The organism is Massilia hydrophila, from assembly GCF_020208145.1.
Lineage (GTDB): Bacteria > Pseudomonadota > Gammaproteobacteria > Burkholderiales > Burkholderiaceae_D > Telluria > Telluria hydrophila.
This window is the reverse complement of the sequence record NZ_JAHYBX010000010.1, coordinates 49755-71762: the sequence shown is the minus strand read 5'-3', so window position 1 is coordinate 71762 and position 22008 is coordinate 49755. Positions and strand designations below refer to the sequence as shown.

The 22008-nt window shown below is 67.4% G+C and carries 21 protein-coding genes; 9 read left to right on the top strand and 12 right to left on the bottom strand.

Annotation, left to right across the window (positions count from 1 at the left end; translation table 11 throughout):
* Positions 1 to 23: 23 nt before the first annotated feature.
* The 4 genes from LE190_RS18895 to LE190_RS18880 are packed head-to-tail and all read right to left on the bottom strand — an operon-like array spanning position 24 to position 4283.
* Entirely contained in the window at positions 24 to 1508 is a 1485-nt protein-coding gene (locus LE190_RS18895) for a sigma-54-dependent transcriptional regulator (RefSeq protein WP_225240159.1), read from the bottom strand.
* Between the two features lie 20 nt (positions 1509 to 1528).
* The gene (locus tag LE190_RS18890; RefSeq protein WP_225240158.1) at positions 1529 to 3223 is read right to left on the bottom strand and encodes a sensor histidine kinase; all 1695 of its coding nucleotides are present in this window, start codon (positions 3221 to 3223) and stop codon (positions 1529 to 1531) included.
* Positions 3224 to 3231: 8 nt separating this feature from the next.
* Positions 3232 to 3483, bottom strand: coding sequence for a PP0621 family protein (locus LE190_RS18885; RefSeq protein WP_225240157.1), 252 nt, complete (start codon positions 3481 to 3483; stop codon positions 3232 to 3234).
* Complete coding sequence (locus LE190_RS18880; RefSeq protein ID WP_225240156.1) at positions 3480 to 4283, bottom strand: cytochrome C assembly family protein; 804 nt, start codon at positions 4281 to 4283, stop codon at positions 3480 to 3482. The genes LE190_RS18885 and LE190_RS18880 overlap by 4 nt, the downstream gene beginning before the upstream one ends.
* Positions 4284 to 4481: 198 nt before the next feature.
* Between LE190_RS18880 and ffh the strand changes: the two genes are divergently transcribed.
* Together ffh and LE190_RS18870 are read left to right on the top strand one after the other, a co-directional pair.
* The gene (gene ffh / locus LE190_RS18875) at positions 4482 to 5849 is read left to right on the top strand and encodes a signal recognition particle protein (protein ID WP_225240155.1); all 1368 of its coding nucleotides are present in this window, start codon (positions 4482 to 4484) and stop codon (positions 5847 to 5849) included.
* 233 nt (positions 5850 to 6082) lie between these two features.
* The gene (locus LE190_RS18870; protein WP_224946607.1) at positions 6083 to 6469 is read left to right on the top strand and encodes an SWIB/MDM2 domain-containing protein; all 387 of its coding nucleotides are present in this window, start codon (positions 6083 to 6085) and stop codon (positions 6467 to 6469) included.
* 85 nt (positions 6470 to 6554) lie between these two features.
* On the opposite strand, the gene LE190_RS18865 is transcribed toward LE190_RS18870, so the two are convergent.
* The 4 genes from LE190_RS18865 to LE190_RS18850 form a co-directional block, all read right to left on the bottom strand.
* The gene (locus LE190_RS18865; protein ID WP_225240154.1) at positions 6555 to 7919 is read right to left on the bottom strand and encodes an alkaline phosphatase; all 1365 of its coding nucleotides are present in this window, start codon (positions 7917 to 7919) and stop codon (positions 6555 to 6557) included.
* 10 nt (positions 7920 to 7929) lie between these two features.
* The gene (locus LE190_RS18860; protein WP_225240153.1) at positions 7930 to 9390 is read right to left on the bottom strand and encodes an alkaline phosphatase; all 1461 of its coding nucleotides are present in this window, start codon (positions 9388 to 9390) and stop codon (positions 7930 to 7932) included.
* A gap of 84 nt (positions 9391 to 9474) precedes the next feature.
* On the bottom strand, positions 9475 to 10095 hold the full coding sequence (locus tag LE190_RS18855) for a lytic transglycosylase domain-containing protein (protein WP_229517376.1): 621 nt from the start codon (positions 10093 to 10095) through the stop codon (positions 9475 to 9477).
* Between the two features lie 2 nt (positions 10096 to 10097).
* Positions 10098 to 11816 (bottom strand): proline--tRNA ligase, encoded by a 1719-nt coding sequence (locus tag LE190_RS18850; RefSeq protein WP_225240152.1) that lies wholly within the window; start codon positions 11814 to 11816, stop codon positions 10098 to 10100.
* Between the two features lie 216 nt (positions 11817 to 12032).
* Between LE190_RS18850 and LE190_RS18845 the strand changes: the two genes are divergently transcribed.
* Positions 12033 to 12677: an RNA pyrophosphohydrolase gene (locus LE190_RS18845; RefSeq protein WP_225240151.1), complete on the top strand. Its 645-nt coding sequence runs from the start codon at positions 12033 to 12035 to the stop codon at positions 12675 to 12677.
* 210 nt (positions 12678 to 12887) lie between these two features.
* Positions 12888 to 13316, top strand: a complete 429-nt coding sequence (locus LE190_RS18840) for a DUF1841 family protein (protein WP_225240150.1) — start codon at positions 12888 to 12890, stop codon at positions 13314 to 13316.
* A gap of 58 nt (positions 13317 to 13374) precedes the next feature.
* On the opposite strand, the gene LE190_RS18835 is transcribed toward LE190_RS18840, so the two are convergent.
* The 3 genes from LE190_RS18835 to LE190_RS18825 all read right to left on the bottom strand — a co-directional run bounded on the left by LE190_RS18835 (position 13375) and on the right by LE190_RS18825 (position 15705).
* Complete coding sequence (locus LE190_RS18835; protein ID WP_225240149.1) at positions 13375 to 14895, bottom strand: SulP family inorganic anion transporter; 1521 nt, start codon at positions 14893 to 14895, stop codon at positions 13375 to 13377.
* 104 nt (positions 14896 to 14999) lie between these two features.
* Positions 15000 to 15338 (bottom strand): c-type cytochrome, encoded by a 339-nt coding sequence (locus LE190_RS18830; RefSeq protein WP_224946615.1) that lies wholly within the window; start codon positions 15336 to 15338, stop codon positions 15000 to 15002.
* Positions 15339 to 15348: 10 nt separating this feature from the next.
* On the bottom strand, positions 15349 to 15705 hold the full coding sequence (locus LE190_RS18825) for a c-type cytochrome (protein ID WP_225240148.1): 357 nt from the start codon (positions 15703 to 15705) through the stop codon (positions 15349 to 15351).
* Between the two features lie 176 nt (positions 15706 to 15881).
* Between LE190_RS18825 and LE190_RS18820 the strand changes: the two genes are divergently transcribed.
* The 5 genes from LE190_RS18820 (at position 15882) to LE190_RS18800 (ending at position 20943) form a co-directional block, all read left to right on the top strand.
* Positions 15882 to 16736, top strand: coding sequence for an AAA family ATPase (locus LE190_RS18820; RefSeq protein ID WP_225240147.1), 855 nt, complete (start codon positions 15882 to 15884; stop codon positions 16734 to 16736).
* A complete protein-coding gene (locus LE190_RS18815) occupies positions 16733 to 17332 on the top strand; it encodes a GNAT family N-acetyltransferase (protein ID WP_225240146.1) in 600 nt (199 codons plus the stop codon). The genes LE190_RS18820 and LE190_RS18815 overlap by 4 nt, the downstream gene beginning before the upstream one ends.
* Complete coding sequence (locus LE190_RS18810; RefSeq protein ID WP_225240145.1) at positions 17326 to 18495, top strand: vWA domain-containing protein; 1170 nt, start codon at positions 17326 to 17328, stop codon at positions 18493 to 18495. The genes LE190_RS18815 and LE190_RS18810 overlap by 7 nt, the downstream gene beginning before the upstream one ends.
* A 116-nt stretch (positions 18496 to 18611) precedes the next feature.
* Positions 18612 to 19814, top strand: coding sequence for a cation:proton antiporter (locus tag LE190_RS18805; RefSeq protein WP_225240144.1), 1203 nt, complete (start codon positions 18612 to 18614; stop codon positions 19812 to 19814).
* A complete protein-coding gene (locus tag LE190_RS18800; protein WP_225240143.1) occupies positions 19804 to 20943 on the top strand; it encodes a YbdK family carboxylate-amine ligase in 1140 nt (379 codons plus the stop codon). The genes LE190_RS18805 and LE190_RS18800 overlap by 11 nt, the downstream gene beginning before the upstream one ends.
* Before the next feature lie 27 nt (positions 20944 to 20970).
* Here LE190_RS18800 and LE190_RS18795 read toward each other — a convergent pair whose 3' ends face one another.
* On the bottom strand, positions 20971 to 21972 hold the full coding sequence (locus LE190_RS18795; protein WP_225240142.1) for a gamma-glutamyl-gamma-aminobutyrate hydrolase family protein: 1002 nt from the start codon (positions 21970 to 21972) through the stop codon (positions 20971 to 20973).
* Positions 21973 to 22008: the final 36 nt, after the last annotated feature.

Below are 22008 nucleotides of genomic sequence, written 5' to 3'. Positions count from 1 at the left end.
TGGCGAAAAGACAACAGCAGCCCTCAGGCATGGTCGTCCGGCGCGCAGATTTCCAGCTTCTGGATCTGGTAGCGCAGCTGGCGCACGCTGATCCCCAGCAGGGCCGCGGCCTGGGTGCGGTTGAACTGCGTCTGCTGCAGCGCGCGTCCGATGATCTCGCGTTCGACCTGGTTCAGGTATTCGGGCAGGTTGCTGGGCAAGCCGGTCGGCCCGAGCTGGGCTGCCCCCGCCAGCTGTGCGGACAGCGCCGCTGGCGGCTGCCCGGTATCCTGCACCTGCGCCGGCACCGGCGCAGGTTGCGTCAAGGACGGCGGCAGCGTCGCCGCGGCCGACTGCACGCCCCCGCCCCCGCCCTCTACCGGGCGCGCCGCTTTCAGCGACAGGTCGCCGACTTCGATCACGCCATCGTTGGCGAAGGCCAGCGCCCGCTCCAGCACGTTTTCCAGCTCGCGGATGTTTCCCGGGAAGGAATAGGCGCGCAGCGCCTCGAGCACGCCCGGGCCCAGTGCGGCCTGGTCCGGCCCGGCCAGGCGCGCCAGGATCGTCGCGGCCAGCACCGGCAGGTCGTCGAGCCGTTCGCGCAGCGGCGGCAGCGCCAGCTCGATCACGTTCAGGCGGTAGAACAGGTCCTGCCTGAACCTGCCCTGCTCCACGCAGCGTGCCAGGTCCTGGTGGGTGGCGCTGATGATGCGCACGTCGACCGGCTCCTCGGCCGTGGCGCCGATCTTGCGCACGCGCCGCTCCTGGATCGCGCGCAGCAGCTTGACCTGCATCGGCAGCGGCAGGTCGGCCACTTCGTCCAGCATCAGGGTGCCGCCGTTGGCGGCCTGGAAGAAGCCGTCGCGCTCTTCCGCGGCGCCGGTGAAGGCGCCCTTGCGGTAGCCGAAGAACTCGGCCTCCATCAGGGTTTCCGGGATCGCCCCGCAGTTCACCGCCACGAAAGGCTTGCTGGCGCGCGAGCTCAGGGCGTGGATTTCGCGCGCGGCCAGTTCCTTGCCGCTGCCGGATTCGCCGGTGATCGAGATCGGCGCGTTGGAGCGCGCCAGGCGCCCGATCTGGGCGCGCAGCGCCGCCATCGCGGGCGAACTGCCGATCATGCGCGAGCCGGGCGCCGCGCCGCCGGCCGGCGCCGGCGGCGCCTCCAGCAGCTTCAGGGCCGAGCGCACCATCACCCGCAGCGCGTCCAGCGCCACCGGCTTGGAGATGTAGTCAAAAGCGCCCGCCTTGAGCGCCACCACGGCGTTCTCGGCGCTGCCATAGGCGGTGATCACGGCGATCGGCGTGCCGGTGCCGGCGGCGCTCACTTCGCGCACCAGTTCCAGCCCGAGGCCATCGGGCAGGCGCATGTCGGTCAGGACCAGCGCATAGTCATGCTCGTCCAGCAGGGCGCGCGCCTGGCGCAGCGTGGCCGCGCTGTCGACGTCCAGGCCCATCTTGAGCAGGGTGATCTCGAGCAGTTCGCGCAGGTCGGCTTCGTCGTCGACCACGAGGATGCGGGGTGCGGCCATGATTTCCTTTCTTGTCGTCGCTAGGCGGCGGGCTGGGCGAAACTGATCACGAAGCGGCCGCTGGCCTCGGCGCCATCGACGCCATCGACGCCATCGGCGCCATCGTTGCCACCGGTGCCATCAATGGCGTCGAAGCGGTATTCGTAGTCGAGTTGCGCATCGTTGTTCAGGCACAGCTCGCGCGCCAGGTACAGGCCCAGGCCCGTGCCCTTGCTCGAGGTGGTGTAGAAGGGCTCGAACAGGTGGGCCCGCACTTCGGGCGTGATCCCGGGGCCGTCGTCCTGCACGTGCAGCTCGATCCTGCCGGCGGCGTCGTGGGCGGGAAAGACGCGGATGCTGGCCGGCCGCCGGCTGGCGTAGCGCACCGCGTTGCCCAGCAGGTTGAGCAGCACTTCGTGCAGGTGCAGCGGATCGAAGCGTACCGCGCTGGCGCCGGGGTCGCCGATGTAGAGCACTTCCTGCGCCAGCCCATAGGTCTCGCAGAACTCGGCCTTCAGCTCGGCCAGGAAGGCGCCCAGCTGCACCGGCTCGCCGTTCGGTTGCACCTTGCGCGACAGCTGCAGGATGTCCTCGACCATGCGGTTCACCCGCGCCACGTTGTCGCCCACGATCTTCAACAGGCGCACCTCGGCAGGGCCGTGCAGGTCTTCGGCCAGCAGCGCCGTGGCATGGCCGATCGCCGACAGCGGATTGCGCACCTCGTGCGCGATGCTGGCGGTGAGGCGTCCCATCGAGGCCAGCTTCAGCTGCTGCGCCTGGTTTTCGATGGCGCTCACGTCCTGCATGAAGACCACACTGCGGCCCAGCGCCACGCCGCCCGTATCGACGCGCGCGAAGCGCAGCTTCAGGTGCACCGGCCCGTCGCGCCGCCCGCGCAGCGCACCGGTCTCCTGCTGGTAAGGCTTGACGGTGACGAAGGCGGCGCCGTCGACCGGAGCGCGCAGCCAGCTGGCGAAGGCCTGGGCCAGCGGCTCGAGGCCGGGCGCCTCGCCCAGCCTGAAGCCGGCCGCCTCGCCTTCCAGGCCGAGCATGCGGCGCGCCGCCGGGTTGCCGGTGAAGACCGTGCTGTCGTCGCCCGCCACCAGGATGCCGTCGCCGACGTCGGCCATGACGATCCCGTTGATCACCTGCTGCACGCGCAGGTCGGCGCCGCGCTGGGCGGCCAGTTCTTCCTGCTTGATCAGGCGCGCGGCCAGCCGGTTCACCAGCAGCGCGCAGGCGAAGAAGGCGGCCCCGTACAGGCCGGCCTGCATCAGCGGCGGCTGGCGCTCCAGCATGAACACCTGCCAGGTGGCCTCCAGCAGCAGGAACAGGGTCGCCATGGCGCTGGCGAACAGCGCCAGCGAGAGCGGCGCCAGGATCGCGGTGCCGGCCAGCGGAAACAGGTAGAGGATCGCCAGGCCGCTGCGCATGCCGCCCGCATCGAGGTAGAGCAGCGAGATCACGGCCAGGTCGAGCGCCACCTGGCCTCCCAGCTGCAGCGCGAAGCGGCGCCGCCACCAGGTGGCCAGCACCGCGAACACCAGGGCCGCGGCCAGGTAGAACAGGCAGGCCTGGGTATTCACCGCGTCCAGGCGGCCGGCGCCGCCGTTGATGCTCACGCCCAGGTAGAGCAGCAGTACCAGCGCGATAACGATGCGGGTGACGGTGAGGGTCTGCAGCGAGCGCCACAGGGTCGCGCGCGATTCGGGAGACAGCAGGGTACGGACGGGCATCGGCCGGCCTAGCGCGGCGGCAGGCGCGCGTGGCCCGGCGAACAGTAGTCGTGACCGTCGGCGTGCACCGCTTCCGAGGCCGGGAAATGCAGGCCGCAGTGGGCGCACTGGGCCATGTTCTCGATCGCGGCCGCTGGCGCCTCGCTGCGCGGGGGAGGCTGCACGGGCGGCTGGCGGCGCGCGCCGAGCGCCTTCAGCTTGGCGCGCACGGCCAGCACCACCAACCCGACCAGCAGGATCCAGAACAGGACGCGGCTCATGCCAGCCCCCGGTGCAGCACGACTTCCAGCACGAAGCGGCTGCCGACATAGGCCAGCGCCAGCGTGGCGAAACCGGCCAGCGTGAAGCGCAGCGCGGTCTTGCCGCGCCAGCCCTGGTAACGACGGCCCGCCAGCAGCGCCGCGAACAGCAGCCAGGACAGCAGTGCGAACACGCTCTTGTGGTCCAGGCGCAGCGCGCGTCCGAACAGCTGTTCGGAGAACACCACGCCCGACAGCACCGTCAGGCTGAGCAGGATAAAGCCGATCCAGATCACGCGGAACAGCAGCTTTTCCATGGTCAGCAGCGCCGGCAGCTGGTCCAGCGCGCTGCCCAGCCAGCCGCCGCCGGCGGTGCGCGTGTGCAGGCGCGCCTCCTGCAGGGCCATCAGCACCGCGTGGAAGGCGGCGATGGTGAGCGTGCTGTAGGCCAGCACCGCCACCGCCACATGCCAGCCGAACGCGGGCGACTGGCCATCGAGCGGCAGCAGGCTGCCAGGGAACAGCATCGGCAGCGCGCTGGCCGCGACGGCGCAGGGCATCACCAGGCGGCGCATGCCGTCGAGGGCGAAATTGCGGTTTTCCAGCCAGTAGGCGGCCACCGAGACCCACAGGGCGCTCGACAGCATGATGGCGAAGCCGACCCGCAGCCGGCCCGGCGCGAGCACGTCGAGCCCGAGCGCGGCGCCATGCGCCACCCAGGCCAGGGCAGTGACGCCGGAAATCGTGGCGCCCCGGCGCGACGGCAGCAGGGCGCACACCGCGTACAGCAGGGCCGCGGCGAGAAAGAGGGAGTTCTGCATAATAAGAGTCTACACCATCGGGAAACGGCGGGAACAGGGGCGGGCCTGGCAAGGATGGCAAGCCTTGCGCATGGGAGCGGCCGCCACGGCAGCGAATATTTGCGCTGGCGGGCCGGCGCGGCCGGACTGGGCGCCTGGCGCAAGGTAGAATGTCGGTTTCCCGAATTTGTCGTGCTGTCTTATATAGTCAGGTAGAACATGCTAGATAACCTTACCCAACGCCTAGCCAAGGTCGTCAAGACGATGCGCGGCGAGGCGCGTCTTACCGAGGCGAACACCGCCGAGATGCTGCGCGAAGTGCGCATGGCCCTGCTGGAAGCCGACGTGGCGCTGCCGGCGGTGCGCGAGTTCATCGCCAAAGTCAAAGAAAAAGCGCTGGGCGAAGAAGTCATCGGCTCGCTCAGCCCGGGCCAGGCCCTGGTCGGCGTGGTGCAGCGCGAGCTGGCCGCCCTGATGGGCGCCGACCTCGGCCCCGATGCCACCCAGCTCTCCTTCGCCCAGCAGCCGCCGGCGATCATCCTGATGGCGGGCCTGCAGGGTGTCGGTAAAACCACCACCACCGGCAAGCTGGCCAAGTATTTGAAAGAGCAGAAGAAAAAGAAGGTCCTGACCGTCTCGGCCGACGTGTACCGCCCGGCCGCGATCGCGCAGCTGGAGTCGGTCACCAAGCAGGTCGGCGCCGACTTCTTCCCGACCACGGCCAACGACAAGCCGGTCGACATCGCGAAGAACGCGCTCGACTGGGCGAAAAAGCACTACCACGACGTCCTGATCATCGACACCGCCGGCCGCCTCGGCATCGACGAAGCGATGATGCAGGAGATCGCCGCGGTGCACGCCGCCGTCAATCCGGTCGAGACCCTGTTCGTGGTCGACGCCATGCTGGGCCAGGATGCGATCAACACCGCCAAGGCCTTCAACGACGCCCTGCCCCTGACCGGCGTGGTGCTGACCAAGCTCGATGGCGATTCGCGCGGCGGCGCGGCGCTGTCGGTGCGTCACGTGACCGGCAAGCCGATCAAGTTCGCCGGCGTGTCCGAAAAGCTGGACGGCCTGGAAGCCTTCGACCCGACTCGCATGGCCAACCGCGTGCTGGGCATGGGCGACATCCTGGCGCTGGTGGAAGAAGCGCGCAAGGGCGTCGATGCCGAAGCGGCGACCGAACTGGCCAACAAGATCAAGGGCGGCGGCAAGTTCGACATGAACGACTTCAAGGCCCAGCTGACCCAGATGAAGAAAATGGGCGGCATGTCCGGACTGCTGGATAAACTGCCGGCCCAGTTCCAGCAGGCGGCCGCCGGCGCCAACATGGACCAGGCCGAAAAGCAGGTGCGGCGCATGGTCGGCATCATCGATTCGATGACCGCGCTGGAACGCGCCAAGCCGGAACTGATCAAGGCCAACCGCAAGCGCCGCATCGCGGCCGGCGCCGGCGTGCAGGTGCAGGAAGTGAACCGCATGCTGAACCAGTTCGAGCAGATGCAGACCATGATGAAGAAACTCAAAGGCGGCGGCCTGATGAAGATGATGCGCGGGATGAAGGGCATGATGCCCGGCATGCGCTGACCTCCCGCGGCACTTCCCGGAAAACCGCGCGGGCCCTGGCCTGGCGCGGTTTTTTCACGTCCGGACCGGGCTTTTTTCACTGAATGCGCCACGAGTGTGAGATAGCGCGCATTGAACGGCTTGTCAGAGTGAAAAAATTTCGAAAAAGACTTGCACGAACAGTAAAAGGCCACCAATATAAGCCCGTGCGTATATAGCGCAAATTCCCTGTGTTCGTTTTAGGAGGCTCGAAGATGGCAACAGCCAAAAAATCCACCGCAGCGCCAGCCAAGCAAGCCGCCAAGCCGGCTGCAGCGGCCAAGCCTGCAGCAAAGAAGGCAGCTCCAGCAAAAGCAGCAGCGAAACCAGCAGCAAAGCCGGCGGCCGCACGCAAGCCGAACGCCGCTTTCATGAAAGAGATGACGCCGTCGGGCGAGCTGGCAGCAGTGGTCGGCAACAAGCCGCTGCCACGCACCGAGGTCACCAAGAAGGTCTGGGACTACATCAAGGCCCAGAACCTGCAGGACGCATCGAACCGCCGCATGATCAATGCCGACGACAAGCTGAAGGCTGTCTTCGGTGGCAAGGCCCAGGTCTCGATGTTCGAGATGACCAAGCTCATTTCGGACCACCTGAAGTAAGCACTGGCTGGCTGTCCAGTAGCCTTGCAAGCGGAAAGCCCCGTCGATCGACGGGGCTTTTTGTTTGTGGGCCTGGCCCCGCGGCCTAGAGACCCGCCGCGGCCTTCATCAGGTGGAACACCTGCGTGTTCTCGATCGTGCCCTTGAACGGGGCCGAACCGGCGCCGGTGGCGTACAGCTTCACGTCCCCGCCCCCGTGCGACTCGTAGACCGTGCGCACGCCGGCTTCCTGCTGGTACTCGTCGTCCAGGGCGGTGGCGCTGTCGACGTCGGCGCGCTGGTCCGGACGCACCTTGCCGTTGCCGAACACGAGGGCGGTGAAGGTCTTGCCGTCGGCATCCTTCTTCGGCTGGCCGGTGGCGTAGTCGTGCACGATGTCGAGCACCTTGCTGCCGCGCTTCGGATAGCCGTTCAGGACCATGGTGTGGTCGTGGTCGGCGGTGATCACGATCAGGGTATTCTCCAGGCCCGGGTCGATCTCGCGCATGCGCGCGATCGTCGCCACGATCGCCTCGTCGAACGCCACGGTGTCGGCCAGCGCGTTCTTGGCGTTGTTGTCGTGCAGGGCGTGGTCGATCTTGCCGCCTTCGACCATCAGGAAGAAGCCGTCCGGATCGGGCGCCAGCAGTTCGACCGCCTTCAGGGCCATCTCGCTCAGGCTCGGCTGCTCGGGGCGGCGCGCCAGCGCGAAATCGAGGTGGTCGTCGGCGCTGTAGATGCCGACGAACTTGCGGCCCGGGCGCGCCGACAGCATGTCGGCGCGGGTGGCGCCCACCGCATAGCCTTGCGCGGCGAATTCCTTCAGCAGGTCGCGTCCGTCGGCGCGGCCCTTCGGATTGCGCGTCCGGTCGTAGGGCGTGAAGTGGTTGCGCGCACCGCCCATCAGCACGTCCACGCCGTCGCCCAGCGCCGCGTTGTAGCCCTCACCGCCCGGCACGATCTGGCGCGCGATGCTGTAGGCGGCGTCGCGGTGGCAGGCGTGGGCGAAGGTGGAGGCCGGGGTGGCGTGGGTCAGCGCGGTGGTGGTCACCGCACCCACCGCCTTGCCACGCGCCTTGGCCAGTTCGAGGATGGTCGGCACCACCTGGCCGTCGACGCACTTGTCGACCGTGCGGTTGCCGTTCGCGTCCTTGTCCGGCTCGATGGCGCGCGCATCCTTCAGCGAGATGCCGTCCTGGTTGATCTTCACGCCCGTCATGTAGGCACCCATCGAGGGCGCGCTGTCGGTGGTCTGGAAGTCGTTCGAATAGGTCTTGATGCGCGCGGTGCGCTCCAGCCGTTCGAAGCCGAGCAGGCCGTCCTCGCCGTGCTTGAAGATGCGCGCGGCGGTGATGGTGGTCGGGCCCATGCCGTCGCCCAGGAAGAAGATGATGTTCTTCGCCTGCGGCGCGGCCGCGGCGCCCGAGGCGACCAGGCTGGCGGCGAGCAGGAGGGAAAGTCGTTTGTGCATGGTGGTCTCCTTACAGGCCGGCGGCGGTCTTGATCAGGCCGAATACGCGCGTGTTGTCGATGGTCCCGCGGAACAGTTCCGCGCCGGCGCCGGCGGCGCCCAGGTAGACGTCGGTGCCGCCATGGGTCTCGGCGCCGGGGCGGGTGCGCACCACGGCTTCCTGGTGGTAGTCGTCGCGCGTGACGATCTCGTCGGTCAGCGCGGGCTGGGTACCGCGGCTGCCATTGACCCGTTTCTCGCCGGTGCCGAAGCCGATGATGGTGAACGGACGGCCCTCGCGGTCCAGCATGGGGCTGCCGTCCAGGTTGCGCACCAGCCCCAGCACGCCCGGGTTGGTGGGCGTGGTCTTGCCGGTGCGGACCGTGTAGCCGTTCAGCAGCAGGGTGTGGTCATGGTCGGCGGTGGCCACGACCAGGGTGTGCTTCAGGCCCGGATCGAGCGCTTCCATCTTTTCCAGCGCGGCCTGCATGGCCGCGTTGTAGGACACGGTTTCCTGCAGCGCGCGTTTGCCCAGGGTGGCATGCAGCGCGTGGTCGATCAGGCCGCCCTCGACCACCAGGAAGAAGCCCCGGCCACCCTGGCCGGTGCCGGCGTGCGGCGCCAGCAGGTCGATCGCCTTGCGCGTCATTTCGGTCAGGCTGGGCTGCCTGGCCGGGTCGCGCGCGGCGTCGTAGTCCATGTGGTTGGCGGCGAACAGGCCGATCGCCGGCTGGCGCGGATCGGCGCCGAGCGCCCCCATGCCAGCGCTGTCGGCCACCACGCGCACGCCCTGCACGCGCAGCTCGGCCAGCAGGTCGCGCCCGTCGGCGCGCTTGCCGCCGCGCTCGAAGGGCGTGAAGAACTGTGCGCCGCCGCCGAACAGCACGTCGAGGCCGCGCGCGCCGAGGGCCGCGTTGTAGCCGGCGCCGCCCGGCACCAGCATCGCCGCGTAGTCGTTTTCCAGCTTGCGGTGGCAGCCGTGGCCATATGCCGAGGCTGGCGTCGCATCGGTGACGCTGGTGTTGGTGACCACGCCGATCGCCATGCCGCGCCGGCGCGCCAGTTCCAGCAGCGTGGGAGCGGGCTGGCCGTTGTCGCACTTGCTGACCAGGGTATTGCCGTTGGCATCCTTGGCGGGCGCGATCGAGCGCGTGCCGAAGGACATCGAGATCACACCGTTGTTGTGCTTCACCCCGGTCATGTAGGCGGCCATGCCGGCCGCGCTGTCGGTGACCATGGCGTCGTTCGAGAAGGTCTTCACGAAGGCCGATTCGGGCAGGCGGTCGATGGTAAGTTCGCCTTCTTCGCCGGCGTGGAAGATGCGCGCGGCGGTGAGCGTGTTCAGGCCCATGCCGTCGCCGAGGAAGAAGATCACGTTTTTCGCGCGCTCCTCGTGCTGGGCCTGCGCCCGGTCCTGGGAAGGGGGCGGCACCGAGGCGCAGCCGGAAAGCAGGGCAAGCAGGGCTGCGCCGGCAAGGGTGGTCAATCGCATGGAGAACCTCTACGTCTGGAAAGCGCAGAGTTTACACCGCGCCATGTGCATATGGCAGGCGGATTTGTTGCGGGATTGTTGGGTCTAGGCGCCCGGCTTGAATTCCCAGCGCTTCCACGCCGCCAGCACCGCATTCGGATACTGCGGCTTGCCGCGGCTGCCGTTGTAGCGGCCCAGGGCCAGGTAGAGGTTGCCCTTTTCCATGTCGATGTACATGCGCAGGATCGAGCAGCCGTAGCGCAGGTTGGTCTGCATGTTGAACAGCATGCGGCGGTCGCTGTCGCCGATCACCTTGGTCCAGAACGGCATCACTTGCATGTAGCCGCGCGCGCCCGCGATCGAGATCGCGTACTTGCGGTAGGCCGACTCGACCTGGATCAGGCCCAGCACCAGCCCCGGATCGAGCCCGGCACGGGTCGATTCGTACCAGAGCGTCTCGAGGAATTCGGTGCGCGACAGGAGGTCGGGAATGCGCTTGGCGAGCCGGGTCGACATCTCGGCGAACCAGGCTTCGTAGCGCGCCCGCGCCGCGGCATCGCGCAGTACCGGCTTGGGCGGACGGCTGTCGCGGATCGCGCTGGCCAGGGCCAGGCGCACCGAATCGGCGAGCTGCTCTTCCTTCTGGTTGCCCGCATGGGCACTGCCAGCGAGCAGCAGCGCGCCGGCGAACAGCGCGCCGGCCGCGAACGGGAACAGCGTGGCCAGGTTCACTTGCCCAGCTTGCCCTTGATGAAGGCGACCATGCCGTCGACCGGCACGCTAGTAGCGGCTTCGTCGCGGCGGCCCTGGTATTCCAGGTTGCCTTCCTTGAGGCCGCGCTCGCCGATCACGATGCGGTGCGGGACGCCGATCAGTTCCCAGTCGGCGAACATCGCGCCCGGACGCAGGCCGCGGTCGTCGACGATCACGTCGATGCCCGCCGCCTGCAGGTCGGCGTACAGCTGCTCGGTGTGTTCCCTGACCATCTCGCTGCGGTCCAGGCCCATCGGGCACAGCACCAGCTCGAAGGGAGCGATCGCGTCCGGCCAGACGATGCCCTTGTCGTCGAAGTTCTGCTCGATCGCCGCGCCCAGGATGCGGGTCACGCCGATGCCGTAGCAGCCCATCTGCAGCGGGGCAGGTTTACCGGCTTCGTCCAGGAAGGTGGCACCCATCGCTTCCGAGTAGGCGGTACCGAGCTGGAACACGTGGCCCACTTCGATGCCGCGCTCGATCGCCAGCACGCCCTTGCCGTCCGGCGAAGGATCGCCTTCGACCACGTTGCGCAGGTCGGCAACCAGCGGCTCGGCGCAGTCGCGACCCCAGTTGGCGCCCACGTAGTGGTAGTCCGCCTCGTTCGCGCCGCAGACGAAATCGGCCATGTTGGCGACCGTGCGGTCGGCCACCACGGTGACCGGCAGTTTCGTATTGATCGGGCCGAGGTAGCCCGGCACGGTGCCGTAGGCTTCCCCGATCTCGGCTTCGGTCGAGAAGCGGAACTCCTTCAGGCCCGGCACCTTGTTCACCTTGATCTCGTTGAGCTCGTGGTCGGCGCGCAGCAGCAGCAGGAAGTAGGTCTTCTTGCCTTCGGCCTCCACGGTCAGGGCGATGCTCTTGACGTGGTGCTGCAGCGGGATGTCCAGCAGTTCGGCCACGGCTTCGCACTTGGTCTTGCCGGGCGTGGACGTCTTGGTGAGTTCCTGCGTCGGCGCGGCGCGCTCGCCGCTGGCCAGCGCTTCGGCCGCTTCGATGTTGGCGGCGTAGCTCGAGGTCGGGCAGTACACCAGCGCGTCTTCGCCGGTGCTGGCGATGACGTGGAATTCGTGCGAGCCGGTGCCGCCGATGGCGCCATTGTCGGCCGCCACCGCACGGAACTTCAGGCCAAAGCGGGTGAAGATCTTCGTATACGCCTCGAACATGGTGGCGTAGGACTTCTGCATGCCTTCGACGTCGCGGTCGAAGGAATAGGCATCCTTCATCGTGAACTCGCGGCCGCGCATCAGGCCGAAGCGCGGGCGGCGCTCGTCGCGGAACTTGGTCTGGATGTGATAGAAGTTGATCGGCAGCTGGCGGTAGGATTTCAGTTCGCTGCGCACGACGTCGGTGACCACTTCTTCCGAGGTCGGCTGGATGGCGAACTCACGGCCATGGCGGTCCTTGACGCGCATCAGCTCGGGGCCCATCTTGTCCCAGCGCCCGGTCTCCTGCCACAGCTCGGCCGGCTGCACCAGCGGCATCAGGAGTTCGATGGCGCCTGCCTTGTTCATTTCTTCGCGGATGATGTTCTCGACCTTGCGGATGATGCGCAGGCCGGTCGGCATGTAGGTGTAGATGCCCGAGCCGAGGCGCTTGATCATCCCCGCGCGCATCATCAGCTGGTGGCTGACGATTTCCGCGTCCGAGGGCGCTTCTTTGAGAGTTGAAATAAAAAATCGTGAGGCGCGCATATCCGTGAATTCTTTTTAAAAAGAGAGGGTTATAATCGACCTAATTTTAAAGGATTAGCTGGCTGATGCGTCCAAACTTTCTACAAATGGGGCCGGAACGGAGCACGGAACCGGCAAGCCCGGCCTGGTCGGCAAGCCGCGGTCAGGGCAAGGGCGACAATTTGTGGGTAAAAATATAAGGATCATTCGGCCGGCAGAAAGTTTCGAGGTGCACTTATGCTCGATCGTGAAGGGTTTCGCCCCAACGTCGGCATCATCCTGCTGAACGCCAACAACGAGGTGTGGTGGGGCAAGCGGGTGCGCGAGCACTCGTGGCAATTTCCGCAAGGGGGTATCAAATACGGCGAAACGCCGGAACAGGCGATGTACCGCGAACTCGAAGAAGAGATCGGTTTGCGCCAGGAGCACGTCAAGATCGTGGGCCGCACCCGCGACTGGCTGCGCTATGAAGTGCCGGATCACTTCATCAAGCGCGAGATCCGCGGCCACTACCGTGGCCAGAAGCAGATCTGGTTCCTGCTGCGCATGATGGCGCGCGATAACGACGTCAACCTGCGCCTGACGGATCACCCCGAGTTCGACGCCTGGCGCTGGCACGACTACTGGGTGCCGCTGGACGTGGTCATCGAGTTCAAGCGCGATGTCTACCAGCGTGCGCTGCAGGAACTGTCGCGCTTCATTACCTGGCCGGCCCGCGGCGCCCACGGCGAACGCCGCCACAGCGCGCGCTACCTGCGCCAGCCGCACGGACGCGCCCAGGGCGGCGGCAAGGCGGCCCAGCAGCAGCCGGCGCTGGCGGCAAGCGCCACGGCGGCGTCCGTCCCGGCGGCGCCGGACGCAATGGCGGCGCAGGAGAAGTAGGCTGCGCATCCGGGAGCGGGGCGGCGCCATGCCGCCGCGCGCCTGCGCCTGCGCTCGCGCCCCCGATTCGTCCAATTCGTCCGATTCGTCCCGAGCGACGGCCGCCCTGCCCCATCGTACATCGGGATGCAGGCTGGCGGCGCCTGCCCGGCAAGGCGGGCGGCATCGCGCTACAATGCCGCCTCCACTCCTTTTACTTCCCCGCTCCCCATGTTTACTCCGTCCTCGCACGACGTGCGCCGCTTTTTCTGCGACGCCCTGCGCAAGCAGCGCAATGGCGAGATCCTGAGCCCGATGGATGCCATCGCGGCCGACTGGATCGTTCAGCACCCCGAATACCACGCCGAACTGGAAGACGCCGAAGCGGCGATCGTGCGCGACTACTCGGTCGAAGGCGGCAAGCCGAATCCCTTCCTGCACCTGTCGATGCACCTGTCGATCGCCGAACAGGTCTCGATCGACCAGCCGCGCGGCATCAAGGCGGCGCACGATGCCCTGGTGGCGAAACGCGGCGAGCACGACGCGCACCACGAGATCATGGAATGCCTGGGCGAGATGATCTGGACTTCGCAACGCAACGGACTGCCGCCCGACACCGAAGCCTATATCGACTGCGTGCGCCAGCGCGCCACGCGCTGAGGGCGATGCCGCAACATGATTCGAAAATGCGGCAGATGCCGCATTTTTTGTATCATGTTCAGGCCAGCTTGTCGTCCGCCACCCGGTAGCGCGGGTCTTCCAGCAGGTTCACCTCGATCATGTCCCGCGCCTTTTCGAGCACCTCGCGGCAGTCCGGGCTCAGGTGGCGCAGGTGCAGGCGCTTGCCCAGCTGGCGGTAGCGCTCGGCCAGCGCGTCGATGGCCTGGATCGCCGAGTGGTCGGCCACGCGCGCGCGGCGGAATTCGATCACCACGTCCTGCGGATCCTCCTTCGGCGTGAACAGGGCCTGGAAGCCCGTCACCGAGGCGAAGAACAGGGTTCCTTCCAGCTCGTACACCTTCCAGCCCTGGGCGTCGACGTCCGTCTCCACCCGGATCTGCCGGGCGTGCTGCCAGGCGAACACCAGCGCCGACACGACCACGCCCGCCAGCACCGCCACCGCCAGGTCGAAGGCCAGGGTCATGCCGGCCACCAGCACGATCACCAGCGCGTCCGCGCGCGGCACCCGGCCGAACAGGCGGAAAGTGCCCCACTCGAAGGTCTTTTCGCACACCACGAACATCACGCCGATCAGCGCCGCCAGCGGGATCTGCTCGATCCAGTGCGAGCCCACCAGGATGAAGGACAGCAGGAAGCTTGATGCCACGATGCCCGACAGGCGCCCGGTGCCGCCGCTGTTGACGTTGATCATGCTCTGGCCGATCAGGGCGCAGCCGCCCATGCCGCCGAACAGGCCGGTGACCACGTTCGCGGCGCCCAGCGCCAGGCATTCGCGGTTCGGCTGGCCGCGCGTGTCGGTGATCTCGTCGACCAGGGTAAGCGTCAGGAGCGACTCGATCAGGCCGACGCCGGCCAGCACCAGCGCGTAGGGGAAGACGATGCGCAGCGTGTCCAGGTTCCACGGCACCTCCGGCAGGGCGAACGCTGGCAGGCCACCGGCGATCGAGCCGAGGTCGCCCACGGTCTTGGTGTCGATGCCCAGCAGCGCGCAGCCGGCGCTGGCCGCCAGGATGCCGACCAGCGTGGCCGGCACCGCTTTCGTCACCCGTGGGGTCAGGTAGATCACGGCCATGGTGGCGGCCACCACGCCCAGCATGGTGGCCAGTGCGGGGCCCGCCATCCACTGCGGCGCGCCGTCCGGGCCCGGGGTCTTGAAGTGCCCGAACTGGGCCACGAAGATCACCAGCGCCAGGCCGTTGACGAAGCCCAGCATCACCGGATGCGGCACCATGCGGATGAACTTGCCGAGCCGGGCGGCGGCGAACAGCAGCTGCAGCACGCCCATCAGCACCACCGCGGCGAACAGGTACTGGGCCCCGTGCTGCACCACCAGCGCCGTCATCACCACCGCCAGCGAGCCGGCGGCGGCCGAGATCATGCCCGGACGCCCGCCAAAGGCGGAGGTCATGAAGGACACCAGCACCGCAGCATACAGGCCGGTGAGCGGCGAGACCTGGGCCACCAAGGCAAAGGCGATCGCTTCGGGGACCAGGGCCAGGGCCACGGTCAGGCCGCTGAGCAAATTGGATTTGAGATAGGTGGGAGACAGGGTCGGCATGGTGAGCGGTTCGGAAGGCGGCCAAAAACAAAATCCCCCCGCCGGCTGCCCGGTCGGGGGGATCGGCAGTTTACCAGCCCTGGGCCGGTAACGCTGCGAAAAGCTTATTTGCTGACGACGAACTGCGACGGCAGGCTGGCCAGGTAGGCGCCGATGTCGGCCATGTCCTGGTTCGACAGCGGCTGCACCTGGCCCGCCATGATCGGGTTGGTGCGGCCGTTGGCGCCGGCACCGCGCTTGTAGGCGCGCAGCGCGTGGGTCAGGTAGTCGGCATGCTGGCCGGCCAGCTTCGGATAGCTCGGGTCGATCGGCTTGTTGAAGTCGGCGCCGTGGCAGGACGCGCAGTTGTACTTCTTGGCCAGCGCCTCGCCTTTGGAGACGTCGGCGGCGGCCGCATTCAGGGAAAACGCGCCGATCACCAGCGCGGAGAACAGTGTTTTCATTGGCTGGTCCTTAGCGCTTGGCGGTGGCGGGGGTCTGCTGCGCGTAGTAGGCAGCGACGTCGGCGATGTCCTGGTCGCTCAGCGACTTGGCGATGCCGACCATCGACGGATGCTTGCGCTCGCCCTTGCGATAGGCCTTGAGCGCGCTCTCGATGTACTTGGCCGACTGGCCGCCGATCATGGGAACCTGGTAGACCTCGGGGAAGCCGGTCTTGTAATGGGGGATGCCGTGGCAGCCGATGCACATTTCGATCTTGGCCGGTGCCGCTTTCGGATTGCCGACAACTTCCGCCGCGACGGCCGCGCCGGTCGTGATTGCGCTGGCGGCAAAACCTGCCAATGCCAGTACTGCTAAGGATGTTTTCATGGTGTGGCTCGTTAGTTGTAATTCGAATACCGCAAACGCACAAAAAGTTAGCAAACGTACTACCAACCTGTCGATTCTATCTGAAGAGTTGTTACCAGTCTACAAGACGCACGCTCCCGCCCCGCGCCCGGTTCTGGCATATACTCGCCCTCATTTCCCATCCATCCAACACGCCCATGCACGCTTCTCCACGCTTCGAAGGCAGCGACCAGTACGTCGCCACCGATGACCTGAAACTGGCGGTCAACGCCGCCCTGACCCTGGGCCGTCCGCTCCTGATCAAAGGCGAGCCCGGCACCGGCAAGACCATGCTGGCCGAGGAAGTGGCGGCCGCCCTCGGCATGCCGCTGCTGCAGTGGCACGTGAAGTCCACCACCAAGGCCCAGCAGGGCCTGTACGAGTACGACGCCGTCTCGCGCCTGCGCGATTCGCAATTGGGCGACGAACGCGTGCGCGACATCCACAACTACATCGTCAAGGGCGTGCTGTGGCAGGCGTTTACCGCGCCGGAACCGACCGTGCTGCTGATCGACGAGATCGACAAGGCCGACATCGAGTTCCCCAACGACCTGCTGCGCGAACTGGACCGCATGGAGTTCTACGTCTATGAAACGCGCGAGATGGTGGTGGCCAGGCACCGCCCGCTGGTGATCATCACCTCCAACAACGAAAAGGAGCTGCCGGACGCCTTCCTGCGCCGCTGCTTCTTCCATTACATCAAGTTCCCCGACCGGGACACGATGGCCGACATCGTCAAGGTGCATTTCCCGACCCTGAAGCAGGACCTGCTGGCCAGCGCCCTGCAGAGTTTCTATGAGCTGCGCGAGGTCGCCGGCATCAAGAAGAAACCCTCGACCTCGGAATTCCTCGACTGGCTGAAACTCCTGCTGGCCGAGGACATCCCCTTCGATGCCCTGCGCGGCAAGGACGGCAAGGCCATCGTGCCGCCGCTGCACGGCGCCCTGCTCAAGAACGAGCAGGACGTGCACCTGTTCGAGCGCCTGGTCGCCATGGCACGCGCCAACCGATGAACGCGGTACTGCCTGCCACGCTGGAATTCAACGGCCTGCGCCTGGAGCCGCTCGCGCCCCAGCACGCGGAAGGGCTGCGCGCCGCCGCCAGCGACGGCGAACTGTGGACCCTGCGCGTGACCAGCGTACCGGCGCCGCACGAAACGGCCGCCTACATCGCGACCGCGCTCGCCGCGGGCGACCGGCTCGCCTTTGCCGTCATCGATGCACGCAGCGGCCAGGTACTGGGCAGCACCAGCTACCACGACATCCTGCCGGCCGTGGGCCGGCTCGAGATCGGCTATACCTGGTACGCGCGACGCGTCCAGCGCAGCCACGTGAATACCAGCTGCAAGCTGCTCCTGCTGTCGCACGCCTTCGATACCCTGGGCGCCGGCGTGGTGGGCCTGCGTACCGACTGCGAGAACCTCGCGTCGCAGGCCGCCATCGAGCGCCTTGGTGCGAAGAAGGACGGGATGCTGCGCCACCACGCGCTGCGGCGCGACGGCACGGTGCGCGACACCGTCATGTACAGCATCCTGCGCAGCGAGTGGCCCGCCATCAAGAGCGCGCTGCATGCGCGCCTGGAACGCCACGCCGGGGCCCGGGCATGCTGATCGGTTTCTTCTACGCCCTGCGTGACGCGAAAGTCCCGGTCACGATCAAGGAATTCCTGACCCTGCTCGAAGCCCTGCAGCGCGGCGTCGCGGCGCCCTCGCTCGACGAGTTCTATTACCTGGCGCGCCTGAGCCTGGTGAAGGACGAGGCCCATTTCGACCGCTTCGACCGTGCCTTCGGCGCGTTTTTCCACGGCGTGAACGCGGTATTCGACGAGAAGGCCGACATCCCGCTCGACTGGCTGCTCAAGCGTTTCGAGCGCGAGCTCACGCCGGAACAGCGCGCCGCGCTGGACAAGCTCGGCTACGACAAGCTGCAGCAGCGCCTGGAACAGCTGCTGAAGGAGCAGAAGGAGCGCCACGAAGGCGGCAGCAAGTGGATCGGTACCGGCGGCACCTCCCCCTTCGGCAATGGCGGCACCAATCCGGAAGGGATCCGCATCGGCGGCCAGGGCCGCAACCGCACGGCCGTGAAGGTGTGGGAACAGCGCAGCTACCGCGACTACGACGACGAACGCGAACTGGGCACCCGCAACATCAAGGTGGCGTTGCGCCGCCTGCGCCGCTTCGCCCGCACGGGCGCCGCCGAGGAACTGGCGCTGGACGACACCATCCGCGCCACCGCCAGCAATGCCGGCTACCTCGACATCCGCATGCAGCCCGAGCGCAGGAACCGGATCAAGGTGCTGATGCTGCTCGACGTGGGCGGCTCGATGGACGACCATATCGAGCGCGTGGAAGAGCTGTTCTCGGCCGCCAGGAGCGAATTCAAGAACATGGAGTTCTATTACTTCCATAACTGCGTCTACGACCACCTGTGGAAGAACAACCGGCGCCGCCACAGCGAACGCTTCCCGACCTGGGACCTGCTGCGCACCTATCCGCCCGACACCCGCGTCATCTTCGTGGGCGACGCCACCATGAGTCCCTACGAGGTGCTGGCCCCGGGCGGCTCGGTCGAGTACAACAACGAGGAGCCGGGCGCCGACTGGCTGGCGCGCTTCACCTCGACCTTTCCGAAATTCGCCTGGCTCAATCCCGAGCCCGAGCACCTGTGGCAGTACCGGCAGTCGATCGCCGTCATCCGCCAGATCATGAACAACCGCATGTTCCCGATCACCCTGGAAGGGCTGGAGCGGGCCATGCGGCTGCTGAGCAAGTAGGACGCTGCGCACGCCAATCGTGCGCGCCGGGGCATCTTGTAGAATTGCCAACAAATCGTAGGGGGGCGGGGCTCTCGCGCACCCTACGGTAAAGCGCCTAACAAGAGGGAAAAACGATGCCCGACCTGCTTCCCATCCTCACCAGCCTCGCCTGGCCGATCGCGCTCGCGCTGGCCTGGCTGGCCGGTGAATTCGGCCAGCGCTGGACCGGCCTGCCCCGCATCAGTTTCTATGGCCTGGCCGGCTTCGCGCTGGGCAGCGCGCAGATCGGCGTGCTGCCGGCGCCGGATGCCGGGCCGGTGGCCCTGCTGGCCGACATCGCCTTCGGCCTGATCCTGTTCGAGCTGGGCTACCGCTTCAACCTGCGCTGGCTGCGCCACAACCCCTGGCTGGGGGTGGCCGGGCTGGCCGAGAGCCTGCTTACTTTCGTCCTGGTCTACCTCGTGGCCCTGGCCTTCGGCAGCCCGCAGCTGGTGGCGCTGATGATGGCGGCGCTGTCGATGGGCACCTCGCCCGCCACCGTCGTGCGCATCATCAACGAGCAGCGCAGCTCGGGCCAGGTCACGGAGCGGGTGCTGCACCTGACGGCCCAGAACTGCGTACTGGCGGTATTCGCCTTCAATGCCATCGTCGGCTTCTGGATCTTCCGCACCTTCGACGCGGTGGGCGAGGCGCTGTGGCAAAGCCTGGTGGGGCTGGCCGGCTCGGCCCTGGTCGGCGCCCTGTTCGGCATGGCCGTCCCGGCCCTGCTGCGTGCCATCCGCAACCCGCGCCGGGACGGCACCGTCGCCTTCGCGCTGGCCACCATGCTGCTGGTGGCCCTGTGCGATGCCGGCACGCTCTCGCCCTATATCGCTACGCTGGCCTTCGGCCTCACCGCGCGCCACCGGCGTGTCGCCTTCAGCCAGGCGCAGCGCAACTTCGGTCCGCTGGGCGAAGTGCTGACGGTGCTGCTGTTCGTGTACGCCGCCTCCACCCTCGACTGGCGCCAGGTCGCGGCCGGCGCCGCGCTGGCGCTGAGCGTGGTGCTGGTGCGCCAGCTCGCCAAGACCGGGGCCGTGACCGCCTTCGCCCACCTGTCCGGCGTCTCCTGGCGCAAGGGCGCGCTCACCGGGCTCGGGCTGGCGCCGCTGTCGGTGTTCGTGATCCTGCTGATCGAGCATGCGCGCCACGCCGGCGTGCACGTGGTCGAGGAACTGCGCGCCATGGCGGCGGTGACCATGCTGCTGGAAGTGTTCGGTCCCCTGATCATCCAGCGCACCCTGGTCTGGGCGCGCGAATCGTCGGCCAATGCGCCGGAGGCTTCCCATGCCGCTTGACGCGTTCACTTCCTCGCAGCCGCTCACCTTCGGGGTCGAGCTGGAACTGCAGCTGGTCAGCCTGTCGGACTTCGACCTGACCGCGGCCAGCCCCGACCTGATGCACCTGCTCAAGCGCAAGCCCTTCCCCGGCAACGTGACGCCGGAGATCACCGAGAGCATGATCGAGATTAACTCGAGCGTGCACGCGTCCTATGGCCCGCTGCTGGCCGAGCTGCGCGAGATCCGCGACACCCTGGTGGCGGCCAGCGACGTGCTCAACATCGGCATCGCGGGCGGCGGCACCCATCCCTTCCAGCACTGGTCGGAACAGAAGATCTCGAGCAAGCCGCGCTACGAATACCTGTCGCAGCTGTACGGCTACCTGGCCAAGCAGTTCACCGTGTTCGGCCAGCACGTGCACATCGGCTGCGCCAACGGCGACGATGCGCTCTACCTGCTGCACGCGCTGAACCGCTACCTGCCGCACTTCATCGCGCTGTCCGCTTCTTCTCCCTTCGTGCAGGGGGTGGATTCCGGCTTCGATTCGGCGCGCCTGAATTCCGTGTTCGCCTTCCCGATGAGCGGGCGCGCGCCCTTCGTGCTGACCTGGCAGGCCTTCACCGACGAGTATTTCGCGAAGATGGAGCGCACCCACATCATCAAGAGCATGAAGGATTTCTACTGGGACCTGCGGCCCAAGCCGGAATACGGCACCATCGAGCTGCGCGTGTGCGACACCCCGCTCACGGTGGAACGGGCGGCGGCGCTGGCGGCCTACCTGCAGGCGCTGTGCCGCCACCTGCTGGCGCGCAGCGAGGCGCCGCCGGCCGAGGACGACTACCTGGTGTACAACTACAACCGCTTCCAGGCCTGCCGCTTCGGGCTGGAAGGCGCGCTCACCCATCCGAAGACCTACGACAGCGTGCCGCTGCGCGAGGACATCCTGGCCACGCTCGAGAAGATGATGCCGCACGCGGAAGCGCTGGGCAGCGTCGAGGCCCTGCAGCACCTGGCGGCCGCGGCGGCCGACGGCAGCGACGCCGCGCGCCTGCGCCGCTTCCATGAACGCGAAGGCAGCGTCGAAGGCATGGTCAATGCCGCGGTCCAGCTGTTCCGCGGCGAGCGCCGCATGCGGCCGGTGCGCTAGGCTGGCGCCCGCCGCATCGGCGCGGCATTACAGCCGGGTTTCGCGCGCCGCGCGCAGGAACTCGTCCAGCACCGGCGTGCAGTCCAGCAGTTCGGTGCCGCCGGCGCGGTGGAATTCCGGGTGCCACTGCAGGCCCATGACGAAGTCGGCCCGCTCATAGCGGATCGCCTCGACGATGCCGTCGGGTTCGGAATAGGCCTCGATGCGGATGTCGCGCCCCACTTCCTTCACCGCCTGGTGGTGGATCGAATTCACGATCGGATGGTGCACGTCGCGGAACATCTTGCCGAGCGAAGACCCTTCCGGGAAGCGGATCGCGTGGCGGTGCGCGTCGTAGATGTCGTGCACGTGGGCCAGCGCCTCCGGCACATTGGTGGCGACGTCCTGGTAGAGCGTGCCACCAAAGGCGACGTTGATCAGCTGGCAGCCGCGGCACACGCCCAGTACCGGCTTGCCGGCATCGACGAACTCGTGCAGCAGCTCGAGTTCGTACACGTCGCGCGCGCGGTCGCCGCTCCATTCGGGCCGGGTTGGCGCTTCGGAATAGGTTTGCGGCGCCACGTCCGCCCCGCCCTGCAGCACCAGGCCGTCGAGGTGGCGGGCGTAATGGCGCAGGGTGATATTGCTGGGATGGAGCAGCCCGTTGGTATTCACGGTCGGAATCATGAACACCAGCACGTCGCGCGACATCACCCATTGGGCGATCGACTCTTCGAGGTATTGCAGGTTCTTGCTGAGCAGGCCGCGCGCGCCCGGTTCGGGATGGAAGATGCGCGCCGACACCCCGATATGCAGGGTGCGGTGCATGAAGTCGCGGTTGAAGCGTTCGCGCAGCGCGCGCCAGCGCGAACTCAGCACCCGGCCAGCCAGCGCAAGCGGGGTGTCGCCGTCGCGCTGGTAGCGGGCATGGCCGCGCATTGCCGGGCCCTCGGTGGCGCGCCGGTCAGGCACCCGCACCGGGGTGTCGGGACGCTTGCCGACCGGGGGACCAGGCACCTCGTCGGGGGGATGTCGTTCGTCTTCCGCCATGTCGCCAATATAGCCCGGCCGCGCGCGCGCACGATT